The following is a 16,019-nucleotide window of genomic DNA, read 5'->3' as shown; positions in this document are numbered from 1 at the left end:
CGAGCGCCTCGACACTTAGCTTATGCAATGCTAACTTCAGGCGGGTCAAGTTAGGGGAGGCTACACAAATGGAGAGACGTGGCCGTGGAACTCGGTGACACCGGCGTGCTCGCAGCGCAGCCCGTCAATTCTCGAGCGGACGCCAGGGTTGACGGCGACGTCGTCAGCCGGTTCGCCACGTGCTGCCGCGCGCTCGGCATCTCGGTATACCAGCGCCAGCGCCCGGCAGACCTGGCCGCCGCGCGCTCCGGATTCACCGCGCTGACCCGCATCGCCCACGACCAGTGCGACGCCTGGACGGGACTCGCGGCCGCCGGCGATGTGTCCCTGCGGGTGCTGGAGGCGGTGTCGCAGACCGCGACAACGGCCGGCGCGTTGCAGCGCAGGGTGGATCTGGCGCCCGGGGCACTGGGCTTCCGCTACGACACCGGCCTGTATCTGCAGTTCCGCGCCACCACCCCCGACGACTTCCACCTCGCCTACGCGGCGGCACTCGGGACGGCCGGACGGTTTGCCGACGCAGCCCAGGTCGTCACCGGCCTGATCGCGCACCGCCCGAATTGGCGCGAGGCCCGCTGGGTCGCCGTCGTCATCAACTACCGCGCCGAGCGGTGGTCGGACGTCGTCAAGTTGCTGACGCCCGTCGTCAACGACGCCGACCTCGACGAGGCCTTCTCGCACGCGGCCAAGATCGCCCTGGGCACCGCGCTGGCGCGGCTGGGCATGTTCGCCCCGGCCCTGTCGTACCTCGAGGAGCCCGACGGCCACGTCGCGGTGGCGGCGGTCGACGGGGCGCTGGCCAAGGCGCTGGTGCTGCGGGCGCACGTCGACGAGGAATCGGCGAGCGAAGTGCTGCAGGACCTGTACGCGGCTCATCCGGAAAACGAACAGGTCGAGCAGGCTCTGTCCGATCCCAGTTTCGGGATCGTGACCACCACCGCGGCCCGAATCGAAGCGCGCACCGACCCCTGGAACCCGGACACCGAGCCCAGCGTGGAGGACTTCGTCGACCCCGCGGCCCACGAGCGCAAGGCCGTGCTGCTGCACGAGGCCGAACTCCAGCTCGCCGAATTCATCGGGCTGGACGAGGTCAAGAACCAGGTGTCGCGGCTCAAGAGCTCAGTGGCCATGGAACTCGTGCGCAAGCAGCGCGGGCTGGCCGTCGCGCAGCGTGCCCACCACCTCGTCTTCGCCGGACCGCCCGGCACCGGTAAGACCACCATCGCCCGCGTGGTCGCCAAGATCTATTGCGGCCTCGGCCTTTTGAAGCGGGAGAACATCCGAGAGGTGCACCGTGCCGACCTGATCGGCCAGCACATCGGCGAGACCGAAGCCAAGACCAACGCGATCATCGACAGCGCGCTCGACGGGGTGCTGTTCCTCGACGAGGCCTACGCCCTGGTCGCCACCGGCGCCAAGAACGACTTCGGGCTGGTGGCCATCGACACCCTGCTGGCGCGGATGGAGAACGACCGCGACCGGCTGGTGGTCATCATCGCCGGGTACCGGGCCGACCTCGACAAGTTCTTGGACACCAACGAGGGCTTGCGTTCTCGGTTCACCCGCAACATCGACTTTCCTTCCTACGCACCGTCGGAGCTCGTCGAGATCGCGACGAAGATGGCCGAGCAGCGCGACAGCGTCTTCGAGCAGGCCGCGCTCGACCACATGGAGGCGTTGTTCACGACGTTGGCCACCGAGTCGACGCCGGACTCCAACGGGATTTCGCGGCGCAACCTGGACATCGCCGGTAACGGCCGATTCGTCCGCAACATCGTCGAACGCTCCGAGGAAGAACGAGAATTCCGGCTCGACCATTCGGAACACGCCGGGACCGGGGAATTCAGTGACGAGGAGCTGATGACGATAACCGACCAAGACGTCGAGAACTCGGTGGAGCCGTTGTTGCGTGGCCTCGGGCTGTCGGTGCCGGCATGACGCATCCCGAATCGGACGAACGGCGTTCGTTCGCCTCGCGAACCCCGGTCAACGACAATCCCGACAAGGTGGAGTATCGGCGCGGTTTCGTCACCCGCCACCAGGTGAGCGGCTGGCGATTCGTGATGCGCCGGATCGCTTCCGGTATCGCCTTGCACGACACCAGGATGCTCGTCGACCCGCTGCGTAGCCAGTCGCGCGCGGTGCTGATGGGGATGGTGCTGCTGGCCACCGGCTTGGCGGGCTGCTTCGTGTTCTCGCTGATCCGGCCCAACGGGACGGTCGGGACCAACGCCGTGCTCGCCGACCGGTCGACCGCTGCCCTGTACGTACGGGTGGGCGACCAGCTGCACCCGGTGCTCAACCTGACGTCGGCCCGGCTGATCGTCGGTAAGCCCGTCAACCCCGCGACGGTGAAAAGCAGTGAGCTGGACCGGTTTCCGCGCGGCAACCTGATCGGCATTCCGGGCGCGCCGGAACGCATGGTGCAAAACACCACGCGTGACGCGAACTGGACCGTGTGCGATGGCATCGGCGGGACGTCGCACGCCGTGCACAGCACCGGCGTCACGGTGATCGCGGGCCGCCCGGACAGCAGCGGAGCGCGGGCGGCCAAACTCGATGCCAGACAGGCGGTTCTGGTCGATAGCGGCAACAGCACCTGGCTGCTCTGGGACGGCAGGCGCAGCCAGATCAACCTGGCCGACCACGCGGTCACGAACGCACTTGGCTTGGGGCTGAACAACTCTGACGTGCCGGCGCCGCGGCCCATCGCGCTGGGATTGTTCAACGCCGTCCCCGAAGCGCCGCCGCTGACGGCGCCGGGCATCCCGAACGCAGGCGCTCCGGCCGGTTTCAGCGTGCCGGCGCCGATCGGGGCGGTCGTGGTTTCCTATGCCCTGGACCAGAACTCGTCGGGCGCCCGCTACTACGCGGTGTTGCCGGACGGCTTGCAGCCCATCTCCCCGGTGCTCGCGGCGATCCTGCGCAACACCAACTCCTATGGCCTGGACCAGCCGCCGCGGCTGGGCGCCGACGCGGTGGCCAAGCTGCCGGTTTCGCGGATGCTGGACACCTCGCGCTATCCCGACCAGCAGGTCACCCTCGTCGACGCGGCCAAGGACCCCGTCACGTGCGCGTACTGGAGCAAACCGGCCGGCGCCGCCACCAGCTCGCTGAGCCTGCTGTCGGGCTCGGCGCTGCCGGTGCCCGAATCGATCCGCACCGTCGACCTGGTCGGCGGCACCTCCCCTGCAACGGCCACCCGGGTCGCCCTGGCGCCGGGCACCGGCTACTTCGCTCAGACCGTCACCGGCGGCGCGGGTGCGCCCGGCACCGGGTCGTTGTTCTGGGTGTCGGACACCGGGGTTCGCTATGGCATCGACAACGAGGCGGAGAACTCTGCCGCCGGGCGCGGGAAAACGGTTGAGGCCCTTGGCCTGAGCGAGCCCGCAATGCCCGTCCCGTGGTCGGTCCTGTCACTGTTCGCGAGCGGCCCGACGCTGTCACGCGCCGACGCGCTGCTGGCGCACGACGGACTGGCGCCCGACACCAAGCCCGGCCGCGTGGCATCAGCAGAGGGAGCGCCCCGATGAGCCGACTCATTTTCGAAGCCCGCCGCCGGCTGGCCCCCCCGGTCACCCGCAAAGGCACCATCAACATCGAGGCGCCGCCCGAACTGCCGCGGGTGATCCCGCCGTCGTTCCTGCGCCGGGCGATGCCCTATGTGCTGGTGATCCTGATCGTCGGCATGGTCGTCGCCCTGTTCGCCACCGGGATGCGGCTGATCTCCCCGCAGACGCTGTTCTTCCCGTTTGTGCTGCTACTGGCGGCCACCGCGATGTATCGCGGCAACGACAACAAGACGCGCACCGAGGAGGTCGATGCCGAACGCGCCGACTACCTGCGCTACCTCTCGGTGGTCCGCGACAACATCCGCACCCAGGCCGCCCAGCAGCGGGCAGCGGCCGAGTGGTCGCACCCCGAGCCCACCGCCCTCGCCGGTGTGGCGGGGTCGCGCCGTCAATGGGAGCGCGACCCGCACGACCCGGACTTCCTGGTGCTGCGGGCCGGCCGCCATCAGGTGCCGCTGACCACCGCACTGCGGGTGAACGACACCGCGGACGAGATCGACCTGGAGCCGGTGTCGCACAGCGCATTACGCAGCCTGCTCGACACCCACCGGATCGTGCGTGAGGTGCCGACCGGCATCGACCTGACGAAGGTCTCGCGGATCACTGTCCTGGGTGAGGCCGAGGCGGCGCGGGCGGCCATGCGCGCCTGGATCGCCCAGGCGGTGACGTGGCACGACCCGGCGGTGCTGGGGGTTGCACTGGTCACCAGCGACCTGGAGGGCCCGGACTGGTCCTGGCTGAAATGGCTTCCGCACGTCGACGTTCCGGGCGAGCTCGACGGCGTTGGACCGGCCCGCTTCCTGGCGACCAACCCCGACGAGCTGGTCTTGCTGCTCGGCCCCGCGTTCATCGACCGCCCGGCGTTCACCGGCGAGCCCGCCGACACGCTGCGGCACTTGCTGATCGTCGTCGACGACCCCGACTTCGACCTGAACACCTCCACGTTGGCGCGGGGCCGGGCGGGCGTGACCGTCGTGCACCGGTCCGCCACACCGCCGCACCGCGAACAGTATTCGGATCCGGAGAAGCCGATCCTGCGCGTCAGCGGGGGGGACGGCGGGGGCAGCGTAGCCGGCACCATCGAGCGCTGGCAGACCGGCGGCTGGCAGCCCTACATCGACGACGCCGACCAGTTCGGCGCCGACGAGGCCGCCCACCTGGCACGCCAGCTGTCGCGCTGGGACTCCAACCCGACCCACACCGGGCTGCGCTCGGCGGCCACTCGCGGTGCCAGCTTCACCACGCTGCTGGGCATCCCGGACGCATCGCGGCTGGACGTGCCCACGCTGTGGGCGCCGCGCCCCCGCGAGGACGAGTTGCGCGTGCCCATCGGCGTCACCGCGACCGGTGAGCCGTTGGTCTTCGACCTGAAGGACGAAGCCGAGGGCGGGATGGGTCCGCACGGCCTGATGATCGGTATGACGGGATCCGGGAAGTCCCAGACCCTGATGTCGATCCTGTTGTCCCTGTTGACAACTCATCCGGCGGACCGGCTGATCGTGATCTACGCGGACTTCAAGGGTGAGGCGGGCGCCGACAGTTTCCGCCATTTCCCACAGGTCGTCGCGGTGATCTCCAACATGGCCGAGAAGAAGTCGCTGGCCGACCGGTTCGCCGACACGCTGCGCGGGGAGGTGGCCCGTCGCGAAACGCTGCTGCGTGAGGCCGGGCGTCGCGTGCAGGGCAGCGCGTTCAACTCGGTGGTCGAATACGAGGACGCTTGCCGATCCGGGGCGGCCGGCACCGCTGATCTGCCGCCGATCCCGACGCTGTTCGTGGTCGCCGACGAGTTCACCCTGATGCTGGCCGATCACCCGGAATACGCGGAGCTGTTCGATTACGTGGCGCGCAAGGGCCGCTCGTTCCGCATCCACATCCTGTTCGCGTCGCAGACGCTGGACGTGGGCAAGATCAAGGACATCGACAAGAACACCTCGTACCGCATCGGGTTGAAGGTGGCCAGTCCCAGCGTCTCCCGCCAGATCATCGGCGTGGAGGACGCGTACCACATCGAATCGGGCAAGGAACACAAGGGCGTCGGCTTTCTGGTGCCCGCCCCGGGCGCGACCCCGATCAAGTTCCGCAGCACCTACGTCGACGGCATCTACGATCCGCCGCAGAAGGCCAAAGCCTTTGTGGTGCAGGCCGCCCCGGAGCCCAAGCTGTTCACGGCCGGACGGGTCGAACCGGATCAGGACACCGTGATCTCGGCCGCCGAGGACGACGAATTCACCGGGCCGCCGCGCAAGCTGATCGCCACCATCGGCGACCAGTTGGCGCGATACGGGCCGCGGGCGCCGCAGCTGTGGCTGCCGCCGCTGGACGAGCCGATCCCGCTGACCGCCGTGCTGGCGCGCTCCGGGGTGCCGCAGCGCCGGTGGCAGTGGCCGCTCGGCGAGATCGACAAACCCTTCGAGATGCGCCGCGACCCGTTGGTGTTCGACGCCACCTCGTCGGCCGGGAACATGGTGATCCACGGCGGCCCCAAGTCCGGGAAATCGACCGCGCTGCAGACGTTCATCCTGTCGGCGGCCAGCCTGCACTCGCCACGCGACGTCACGTTCTACTGCCTGGACTACGGCGGCGGCAAGCTGCGGGCGCTGGAAGACCTGGCGCACGTCGGCAGCGTCGCGTCGGCGCTGGAACCCGAGCGCATCCGGCGCACCTTCGGCGAGCTGGAGCAGCTGCTGCTGTCCCGGCAGCGGCGCGAGATGTTCCGCGACAGGCACGGCGCCGCCCCCGACGACGAGTACGGCGAGGTGTTCCTGGTCATCGACAACCTGTACGCGTTCGGCCGGGACAACACCGACCAGTTCAACACCCGTAATCCGTTGCTGGCCAAGGTGACCGAGTTGGCCAACGTCGGGCTCGCCTACGGCATCCACGTCGTCGTCACCACCCCGAGCTGGCTCGAGGTGCCGCTGGCGATGCGCGACGGCCTCGGACTGCGCCTCGAGCTCAAGCTGCACGATCCGCGGGACAGCAATGTGCGGCTCGTCGGCGCGCTGCGGCGCCCCGCGGAAGCCGTGCCGCACGACCAGCCGGGCCGTGGGTTGACGATGGCCGCCGAGCACTTCCTGTTCGCCTCGCCGGAGCTGGATCAGGTTGCCGCGCTCAACGCCCGCTACCCGGGCATGGCCGCACCGCCGGTGCGGCTGCTGCCGACCAACCTCGCCCCTGAGGCGGTCGGTGCGCTCTATCGCGGGCAGGAGCGGGTGGTCATCGGCCAGCGCGAGGAGGATCTCGCGCCCGTCGTCGTCAACTTCGCCGACGAGCCGCTGCTGATGGTGTTCGGCGACAGCAAGTCCGGCAAGACCACGTTGTTGCGCCACATCATTCGCACCATCCGCGAGCACTCCACGGCCGACCAGGTGGCCTTCACCGTGCTGGACCGGCGGCTGCACCTGGTCGACGAGCCGTTGTTCGCCGACAACGAGTACACCGCCAACATCGACCGCATCATCCCGGCGATGTTGGGCCTGGCCAACATCATCGAGTCGCGGCGGCCCCCGGCCGGGTTGTCGCCCGGCGAGCTGGCCCGCTGGACGAACACGGGCCACACCCACTATCTGATCATCGACGACGTCGACCAGATACCGGACTCGCCGGCGATGAGCGGCCCGTACATCGGGCAGCGGCCGTGGACCCCGCTGATCGGAATCCTCTCGCAGGCGGCCGATTTGGGGCTGCGGGTGATCGTCACGGCGCGTGCCACCGGATCCGGGCACGCCCTGATGACGAACCCGCTGCTGCGCCGGTTCAACGATTTGCAGGCGACCACGCTGATGCTGGCGGGCAACCCGCAGGACAGCGGCAAGATCCGGGGCCAGCGATTCGGCCGGCTGCCGGCCGGGCGGGCGATCTTGTTGGGCGACAGCGACAGTCCGACCTACGTGCAGTTGGTCAACCCGCTGGTGGGTGAGGCCGCGATGTTTGGTGAAACGCAACAGTAAGGGGAGAGTCATGACGTTGCGAGTGGTTCCTGAGGGCCTGGCCGCGACCAGCGCCGCGGTGGAGGCGCTGACGGCGCGGCTGGCGGCCGCGCATGCGGCGGCCGCTCCGGCCATCACCGCGGTGGTGCCGCCGGCGGTGGACCCGGTGTCGCTGCAGACGGCCGTCGGGTTCAGCGCACAGGGCCAGGAGCACGCCGTCGTCGCCGCCCAAGGTGTGGAAGAACTCGGCCGCGCCGGCGTGGGTGTTGGCGAATCCGGCGCCAGCTATCTCGCCGGGGACACCTCGGCCGCCGCGACGTATGGGATAGCGGGCGGCTGACAATGACGTCCCCCGTTGCGCCCCTCTGGATGGCTTCGCCGCCCGAGGTGCATTCGACGTTGCTGAGCGCCGGTCCCGGACCGGGGCCGCTGCTGGCGGCCGCCGGCGCGTGGACCTCGCTGAGCGCCGAATACGCAACGGCGGCGGGCGAACTCACGGGGGTGCTGGGAGCGGCACAGGCGGGGGCCTGGGAGGGGCCAACCGCCGAGCAGTACGCGGCCGCGCACGCGCCGTATCTGGCGTGGCTGCAGCAGGCCAGTGCCGACAGCGCGGGCGTGGCCGCGCAGCACGAGATCGCGGCGGCGGCGTACACCGCCGCCCTGACGGCCATGCCGACGCTGGGCGAACTGGCCGCCAATCACACCGTCCACGGGGTGTTGGTGGCGACCAACTTCTTTGGCATCAACACGATTCCGATCGCGGTCAACGAGGCCGACTATGCGCGGATGTGGGTCCAGGCCGCCACCGTGATGAGCGCCTATCAGGCCACCTCGGGCGCGGCGCTCGCCTCCGCGCCGCGCAGTACCCCGGCGCCGTCCATCGTGCGTCCGGGCGGGGAGGCGAACAACACCACGGCCAACGCCGTGCAAAGCTCGTCCAACCCGATCTCGGATTTCTTCCAGCAGCTGTCCCAGTTCCTGCACGACTTCTTCCAGAACATTTCGAAGATGCTGCAGGACTTCTCGTCGAACCTGCCGGCGTTACTGGCCGCCAACGGCCCACTGCTGTTCTTCGTGGCCTATCAGGTGTTCTTCAACGCCGTCGGGTGGCCGACCTGGGGCGCGATCTTGACCGCACCCTTCCTCATCCCCCTGCTGCTCGGCATCGGCCTGAGTTCCTTGCTCACCGCGCCCGCCGAGATCGCGCCGGTCGCGGCCGGAGCCGCGGCGACACCGCTGGTCGCGTCGACCAAGCCGGCGTCGCTGCTGCCGGCGGTCGCGCTGGCACCGACGGTGGCGACTCCCGCTGGGGCCCCGGCCACTTCGGTTGCCGCGGGTTCCGGTGCGGCGCCCGCGCCGGCGCCGGTGCCGGCGCCAAGCACTCTCGCGTACCTGGTCGCCTACGGCGGTGACCCGGAGACCGGTGTCGGCCCGACGGTGGGCGGTCGCGGTGGCGTCAAGGCGCCGGCGGCGACCATCCCGGCGGCCGGCGCGGCGGCGGCCGGCCGGGCCGAGGCGCGCGCGCGGCGGCGCCGGCGGGCCGCGATGCGCGACTACAGCGACGAATACCTCGATATGGACTCCGACATCGGCGTCCCACCGGATTACGGCGACGAGGAGCCGCTGGCCGTGGCGGCATCCGGTGCCGGGGCCGGAACGCTGGGCTTCGCCGGCACCGCGCGGAGAGAAAACACCTTCCGGGCGGCCGGACTGACCAAGCTAACGGACGGCGAGTTCGGCGGCGGCCCAAGGATGCCGATGACGCCCGGCACCTGGGACCACGACGCGAACCAAGACCCGGCGCGCCCCACCGAGCCGAGGGAAGGGGGGTAAGGCAGACAGCACGATGCTCGTCAGTCAGCGAAACCCCATGAGACCGAACAGAAAGGAATCACCATGAGCATGTTGGACGCTCATATCCCGCAGTTGGTGGCCTCGCAATCGGCGTTCAGCGCCAAGGCGGCCCTGATGCGCAGCACCATCAGCCAGGCCGAGCAAGAAGCGATGTCGGCGCAGGCATTCCACCAGGGCGAGTCCTCGGCCGCGTTCCAGGCCGCGCACGCCCGCTTCGTCGAGGTCGCCGCCCGGGTCAACACCCTGCTGGACATCGCCCAGGCCAACCTCGGCGACGCAGCGGGCACCTACGTGGCCGCCGACGCCGCCGCCGCATCCGGCTACACCGCCTTCTGATACCGCCGCTTCAGACGCCACCAACCGCGAAAGGACTTGTCATGTCCCAGATCATGTACAACTACCCGGCGATGTTGAGCCACGCCGCGGACATGTCCGGCTACGCCGGCACGATGCAGGGCCTCGGTTCGGACATCGCCGCCGAGCAGGCGACGTTGTCCAACGCCTGGCAGGGCGACACCGGTATGACCTACCAGGTGTGGCAGACCCAGTGGAACCAGGCGATGGAAAGCCTGGTGCGGGCCTACCAGGCGATGGCCAGCACCCACGAAGCCAACACCATGTCCATGCTCGCCCGTGACCAGGCCGAAGCCGCCAAATGGGGCGGTTAGTCCTTGTTAAATGAGCGCTGAACCCAATGCCGTCGAGCTGACGGTCGACCACGCGTGGTTCATTGCGGAAACCATTGGGGCGGGCAGCTTCCCGTGGGTGCTCGCAATCACCTCGCCCTATAGCGATGCCGCGCAACGCCGAGCGTTCCTCGAGCGTCAGAAGGCCGAGCTGACCCAGATGGGTCTGGTATCGGAGGGCGGCGCCGTCAACCCGGCGGTCGCCGACTGGATCAGAGTGGTGTGCTTTCCGGAGCGATGGCTCGACCTGCGTTACGTCGGCCCCGCCAAGGGCAACGACAACGACAACGGCACCGGCGAGCTGCTGCGCGGCATCGTGGCGCAGCGCTCCGCCATCACCGCCAAGACGATCGTGGCCCTGCGCAGCGCGCAGCTGATCACGTTCACCGCCATGGATATCGACGACCCGCGCGCGCTGGTTCCGGTCCTCGGCGTCGGGCTGGCGCAGCAACCGCCGGCTCGATTCGACGAGTTCGGCATGCCGACACGGGTCGGCGCGCGGGCCGACGAGCGGCTGCGTTCGGGCGCCTCGCTGGCCGAAGTCGTTGACTACCTAGGTATCCCGCAGTCGGCGCGACCGGTGGTGGAGTCGGTGTTCAACGGTCCGCGCAGCTACGTCGAGGTCGTCGCCGGCTGCCACCGCGACGGGCGGCACGCCACCACCGAGGTGGGGATGAGCATCGTCGACGCGGCAGCGGGGCGGGTGCTGGTGAGCCCGTCCCGCGCGTTCGACGGCGAGTGGGTGTCGACATTCGCCCCCGGCACACCCTTTGCGATCGCCGTCGCGATTGAACAGCTGACCGCGTTACTGCCGGACTCCGAATGGTTCTCCGGCCACCGGTTGGCCAGAGATTTCACTGCCCAGCACGCATAACCGCAACTCCGAAATAGAGAAGAGAGCAACGATGTTTCAGGTATGGCCCCAGCATCCTTCGAGGGTCCGGTGACGTCCGGCGCCGTCATGCCGATCGTCCGCGTGGCAATCCTCGCGGACAGCAGGCTGACGGAGATGGCGTTGCCCGCCGAGTTGCCGCTACGTGAAATCCTGCCCGCCGTACAGCGTCTGGTGGTACCGGCGGCCCCGAACGGCGACTCCGATGGCGCGACCCGGGGGACCGCCGACCTCGGCGCCGCGACCCAGCTGAGCCTCGCCCCGATCGGCGGGGCGCCGTTCAGCCTGGACGCCAGCCTGGACACGGTCGGGGTCGTGGACGGTGACCTGCTGGCACTGCAGCCGGTGCCCGTCGGCCATGCGGCCCCCGGCATCGTCGAGGACATCGCCGACGCGGCCATGATCTTTTCGGCCTCCCGGCTGAAGCCTTGGGGCGCAGCGCATATCCAGCGCGGGGCGTTGGCCGCCGTCATCGCGGTCGCGTTCCTGGCCACCGGGCTCTCGGTCACCTACCGCGTCGCCACCGGCGCGCTGGCCGGGCTGGTCGCGGTCAGCGCGGTCGCCGCGGTGACCGCGATCGTCGGCTTGCTGGTGGCGGCCCGCGCGCGGCGCGCCGGGACGGCCCTGTCGATCGCCGCGCTGGTGCCGATCGGCGCCGCGCTGGCGCTGGCGGTGCCCGGACGGTTCGGGCCGGCGCACATCATGCTCGCCGCGGCCGGCGTCACCGCGTGGTCGCTGATCGCCCTGATGGTGCCCAGCGCCGAACGCGAGCGCATCGTCGGTTTCTTCACCGCGACCGCGGTGGTGGGGGCGGGGGTGTTGTTGGCCGCGGGCGCCGAGGTGCTCTGGCACCTGCGCCCCCTCGCCATCGGCTGCGGCCTGATCGTCGCGGCACTGCTGGTCACCATCGAGGCCGCGCAGCTCTCGGCGCTGTGGGCGCGCTTCCCGTTGCCGGTCATCCCCGCGCCCGGCGATCCCACCCCGTCGGCTCCGTCGTTGCGGGTGCTCGAGGATCTCCCGCGACGGGTGCGGATCGGCGACGCCCATCAGAGCGGATTCATCGCTGCCGCAGTGCTGCTCAGCGTCCTGGGCTCGGTGGCGATCGCACTGCGCCCAGAGGCGCTGAGCGGCGCGGGCTGGTACGTGGTGGGCGCCACGGCGGCGACGTCCGTCCTGCGCGCGCGGGTGTGGGATTCGGCCGTCTGCAAGGCGTGGCTGCTCGCGCAGCCTTTCCTGGCCGCGGGTGTCCTGCTGGTGCTCTACACCGCGACCGGACGCTACGCCGCCGCCCTGGGAGCGGCGCTGGTGCTCGTCGCGCTGGCCTTGGCATGGATAGTGGTGGCCCTCAACCCGCACATCGCCGAGCCGGAAAGCTATTCGCTTCCCGTGCGCCGGCTGGTGGGCTTCGTCGCGGGCGGGCTCGATGCGTCGCTCATCCCCGTCATGGCCTACCTGGTCGGCATCTTCGCCTGGATTCTCAATCGATGATTCGGACCGGATCAGCCTGTCTCGCAGCGGCTTTGGCTGCGCTGCTGTGGACCTGCCCGTCGGCGATGGCCATCGAAGCGCCGAAGGTCGATCCGGGCGTTCCGCCGCCCAGCGGGGCCCCGGGTCCCGTCCAGCCGATGGAGCAGCGGGGTCCGTGCAGCGCCTCCGGGGTGATCCCCGGCAGTGATCCCGCGGCCGTCACGCCCAGCCAGGCGACGCTGAATCTGCCTGGGGCATGGCAATTCTCGCGCGGTGACGGCCAACTGGTGGCGGTGCTCGACACCGGGGTGCGGCCGGGTCCTCGGCTGCCCAACGTCGACCCGGGCGGTGACTTCGTCGAGACGACCGACGGCCTGACCGACTGCGACGGCCACGGCACCCTGGTGGCCGGGCTCATCGCCGGACAGCCCGGGGACGACGGTTTTGCCGGCGTGGCGCCCGCGGCGCGGGTGGTGTCGATCAGGACGACGTCGGCCAAGTTCTCGCCGCGCACCCCCGGCGGCGACCCGCTGATGGCGCGGGCGAGCCTGGACGTCACGACGCTCAGCCGCGCGATCGTGCATGCGGCCGACCTCGGCGCCAGGGTGATCGACATCTCCACGCTCACTTGCCTGCCCGCCGACCGGCCCGTCGACCAGGACGCGCTGGGCGCGGCGATCCGCTATGCGGCGGTGGACAAGGACGCGGTGATCGTGGCGGCCGCCGGCAACACCGGACCGACCGGATCGGTCGCAGGCGGAACGTCATGCGAGTCCAACCCGCTGACCGACCTGAGCCGTCCGGACGATCCACGCAATTGGGCCGGCGTCACCTCGGTCTCCATCCCGTCGATGTGGCAGCCGTACGTGCTGTCGGTGGCCTCCCTGACACCCGACGGCCAGCCGTCGAAATTCACCATGGCCGGTCCGTGGGTGGGCATCGCCGCGCCCGGCGAACGCATCGTGTCGGTCGGCAACGCCGACGGTGGCGCCCTGGCCAACGGGCTGCCCGACGAACACCAGCAACAGGTCGCGCTGAGCGGCACCAGCTATGCGGCCGGCTACGTCGCCGGCGTCGCGGCGCTGGTCCGCAGCAAGTACCCCGACCTCAACGCCACGCAGGTCGTCCATCGCATCACCGCGACCGCACACAACGGCGCACGGGCGCCATCCAACGTCGTCGGCGCCGGCAGCGTGGATCCGGTGGCGGCCCTGACCTGGCAACTGCCCGCGGGCAATCAGCCTCCCGCGGTGGCGGTCAAGCCGGTCGCCGTTCCGCCGGCACCCGCGCCCAAAAACACCACCCCGCGGACCGTCGCGCTGGCCGGAACCGCCGCGCTGGCTGTGCTTGTCGCAGTCGCGGGCGCGATGACCGCCGCCGCCACCCGCCGACGAAAGGATCCCACCCCGTGAGCCTTCAGCGCTGGATACCCACCCCCGGACCCGGCCGAGTGACGCTGGCGCTGCTGGCCGTCGTGCCCGCGGTGATGGCCTACCCCTGGCGGTCCCCGCGGGATTACTGGCTTCTCGGCATCGCCGCGGCCGTCGTGATCGTGCTGTTCGGCTGCTGGCGGGGTTTGTATTTCACCACCCTTTTGCGCCGCCGGCTGGCGATCATGGGACGCGGCGAGACGACCGCACTCGAATCCGCCTCTGCCACCGCGGCAACCGCGCTGCTGCGGGTCGGGCCGTCAAACGGCGACGCCGACGTGCTGCCGCTGCTGTTGATCGCCCGCTACCTGGACCGCTACGGCATCCGCGCGAACAAGATCCGGATCACCGTCCGCGACAACGCATCCGATGCGTCGAGGCGCGAGACGTGGATCGGGCTGACGATATCGGCCACCGACAACCTGCCCGCGCTGCAAGCGCGCTCCGCACGCATCCCCTTGCATGAGACCGCGGAGGTGGCGGCACGCCGGCTGGCCGACCACCTGCGGGAACTCGGGTGGGAAGTCACCAGCGTCGCGCCCGACGACGCCCCGCGGCTGCTCACCTCCAACCCCCGCGAGAGCTGGTCCGGGGTGCAGCGCGCAGCGTCGGATTACCTGGCGGCGTACCGGATCCGGGTGGACGGGGAGTTGGCCGAGACACTCGACGCGATCCGGGCGCATCCTGCGCGGGAAACGTGCACGGCGCTCGAGCTCGCCGGTGACGGGACCCGCAACACCGTCGCGGCCGCGTGCGCCTTCCTGACCGACACGCCGCCGGAGCGGACGGCCCCGCTGGCCGGGCTGACCCCGCAGCGAGGCAATCATCGGCCGGCGCTTCAGGCATTGGATCTGTTGTCCACGCAGCGGCTCGACGGGCACATCGATGCGCCTGCGGGGTTGCTGGCGGAGCTGGGCTGGCCGACTCCGGTGGGCGAGGCGCCCGTCGCCGAAACCGCTAGAACATGACGGTCTGCAGGAACGCGGTCATCCGGCGCAGATAGTCCAGCTGGCTCACGTGCAGCACGTGGCTGCCCGGAAACCAGTGCAGCGCACAACGATCCCAGTGCTCCCACAGCTTGACGGCATGGTCCGGCGGCGCCATCCGATCGCCGAGCCCGGTGATGATCATCCGCCGGTCTTTTGCCGGCAGCGGCCGATAGCTCAGCGGGCAGTGGTAGGCCAGCCCGTCCGATAACTCCGAGCGGCTGATGTTGGACAGGCGCAGCCCCAGCCGGACGAGTTTGTTGGCCGGAAACCATTCGTCGAACAAGGTCGCCGGGGTGACGACGGGACAGTTCGGGATGACGGCCTCCAGCCGGTCGTCGACCGAGGCCACCAGCGCCGAGGTGTAACCGCCCAGCGATATGCCGGTCAGCGCGATGCGGTCGACTCCGGTACCGCGCAAGTAATCGATGACGGACCGGAAGTCGTGCACCGCCTGGGCCATCGCCTCGGCGAAACCGCTCAGGCCGCCGGCGAAATAGCCGAAACCGCTGAACGGCGAGAGCCTTTCGGCGCGCTTGCCGTGAAACGGCAAGGTATACATCAGGACGTCGTAGCCGGAGCGGTAATACCACGGCAGCGCGAAGAACCGCCCGTTGGCCAGATACGACGAACCCATGAACCCGTGGATGACGCACAGCGTGGGACGCGGCCCGTCCTCGTGGCGCCAGTGCTGCGCGCGCACGACGTTGTTGGACTTCCAGGCGCCCCACTGCTCGCGCATCGCGGGATTGATGGCCGTGAAGCTGCTTGGGAACGCGATGTTTTCCACCGTGCCGCCCGCGACCCACTCGGTGAGCGGGCTGGCGGGCCGCGACGAGACCCGCGGCGATTCGGTCGGCGCGGGAAACGACTTCACCGGATCTCGCTGCGCGCCGAGTTCGGCGTAGAAGTTCAGGTTGGCGCGCTCGGCGCGGGCCTCGGAGTGCCGCAGGGAAGCGGCGACCACAACCGGCGCCACGGTCGCGGTGAGCAGCGACGACACCCAGGTGCGCAGGGCGAGGTCGCCGATGGCCGAGCCCTCGACTACCATGCGCTGGCGGGGGGATAGCGCGGAATTCGGGGGTAATCCGCCGACGTCGGTTCCTACGTCTGCACCTTGGAAGGCACCCTTGAAGGCACCGGGAATGTCCGGAACGGGAATGGGCGGATCAATCGAAGTGTCGGGCGCCACGAACGCCG

Annotated in this window: 12 protein-coding genes; 11 read left to right on the top strand and 1 reads right to left on the bottom strand. The window is 69.9% G+C overall.

From position 1 onward, the window contains the following. The first annotated feature begins 84 nt into the window (after positions 1–84). The 11 genes from eccA (at position 85) to eccE (ending at position 14,801) form a co-directional block, all read left to right on the top strand. Positions 85–1,938: a type VII secretion AAA-ATPase EccA gene (eccA, locus tag AWC17_RS01910; protein ID WP_046185677.1), complete on the top strand. Its 1,854-nt coding sequence runs from the start codon at positions 85–87 to the stop codon at positions 1,936–1,938. Beyond that, positions 1,935–3,533, top strand: a complete 1,599-nt coding sequence (eccB, locus tag AWC17_RS01905) for a type VII secretion protein EccB (RefSeq protein WP_046185676.1) — start codon at positions 1,935–1,937, stop codon at positions 3,531–3,533. Before eccA ends, eccB begins: the two co-directional genes overlap by 4 nt. After that, complete coding sequence (gene eccCa / locus AWC17_RS01900) at positions 3,530–7,525, top strand: type VII secretion protein EccCa (RefSeq protein WP_085164191.1); 3,996 nt, start codon at positions 3,530–3,532, stop codon at positions 7,523–7,525. Before eccB ends, eccCa begins: the two co-directional genes overlap by 4 nt. Positions 7,526–7,535: 10 nt before the next feature. Further along, positions 7,536–7,844 carry a PE family protein gene (locus tag AWC17_RS01895; protein ID WP_047324034.1) on the top strand — a complete coding sequence of 103 codons (309 nt, stop codon included), beginning with the start codon at positions 7,536–7,538 and terminating at the stop codon, positions 7,842–7,844. Positions 7,845–7,846: 2 nt separating this feature from the next. Then, complete coding sequence (locus AWC17_RS01890; protein WP_085164189.1) at positions 7,847–9,337, top strand: PPE family protein; 1,491 nt, start codon at positions 7,847–7,849, stop codon at positions 9,335–9,337. A gap of 63 nt (positions 9,338–9,400) precedes the next feature. Further along, positions 9,401–9,694, top strand: a complete 294-nt coding sequence (gene esxG / locus AWC17_RS01885; RefSeq protein WP_046187147.1) for a type VII secretion system protein EsxG — start codon at positions 9,401–9,403, stop codon at positions 9,692–9,694. A gap of 41 nt (positions 9,695–9,735) precedes the next feature. Further along, on the top strand, positions 9,736–10,026 hold the full coding sequence (locus tag AWC17_RS01880; protein ID WP_046187146.1) for a WXG100 family type VII secretion target: 291 nt from the start codon (positions 9,736–9,738) through the stop codon (positions 10,024–10,026). Positions 10,027–10,036: 10 nt separating this feature from the next. Next, positions 10,037–10,918: an ESX secretion-associated protein EspG gene (locus tag AWC17_RS01875; RefSeq protein ID WP_046187145.1), complete on the top strand. Its 882-nt coding sequence runs from the start codon at positions 10,037–10,039 to the stop codon at positions 10,916–10,918. A 42-nt stretch (positions 10,919–10,960) separates the two neighbouring features. Then, positions 10,961–12,424 carry a type VII secretion integral membrane protein EccD gene (eccD, locus tag AWC17_RS01870; protein ID WP_141224412.1) on the top strand — a complete coding sequence of 488 codons (1,464 nt, stop codon included), beginning with the start codon at positions 10,961–10,963 and terminating at the stop codon, positions 12,422–12,424. Then, the gene (gene mycP, locus AWC17_RS01865) at positions 12,421–13,815 is read left to right on the top strand and encodes a type VII secretion-associated serine protease mycosin (protein ID WP_046187038.1); all 1,395 of its coding nucleotides are present in this window, start codon (positions 12,421–12,423) and stop codon (positions 13,813–13,815) included. The genes eccD and mycP overlap by 4 nt, the downstream gene beginning before the upstream one ends. Then, positions 13,812–14,801, top strand: coding sequence for a type VII secretion protein EccE (gene eccE / locus AWC17_RS01860; RefSeq protein WP_085164187.1), 990 nt, complete (start codon positions 13,812–13,814; stop codon positions 14,799–14,801). The genes mycP and eccE overlap by 4 nt, the downstream gene beginning before the upstream one ends. Here eccE and AWC17_RS01855 read toward each other — a convergent pair. Then, positions 14,791–16,011 carry an alpha/beta hydrolase family protein gene (locus AWC17_RS01855; protein ID WP_046185131.1) on the bottom strand — a complete coding sequence of 407 codons (1,221 nt, stop codon included), beginning with the start codon at positions 16,009–16,011 and terminating at the stop codon, positions 14,791–14,793. The two genes, eccE and AWC17_RS01855, sit on opposite strands and share 11 nt — an antisense overlap. Positions 16,012–16,019 lie beyond the last annotated feature (8 nt).

It is taken from the genome of Mycobacterium nebraskense (assembly GCF_002102255.1).
In the GTDB taxonomy this organism is placed as follows: domain Bacteria; phylum Actinomycetota; class Actinomycetes; order Mycobacteriales; family Mycobacteriaceae; genus Mycobacterium; species Mycobacterium nebraskense.
This window is presented reverse-complemented; position numbering and strand designations above follow the sequence as displayed.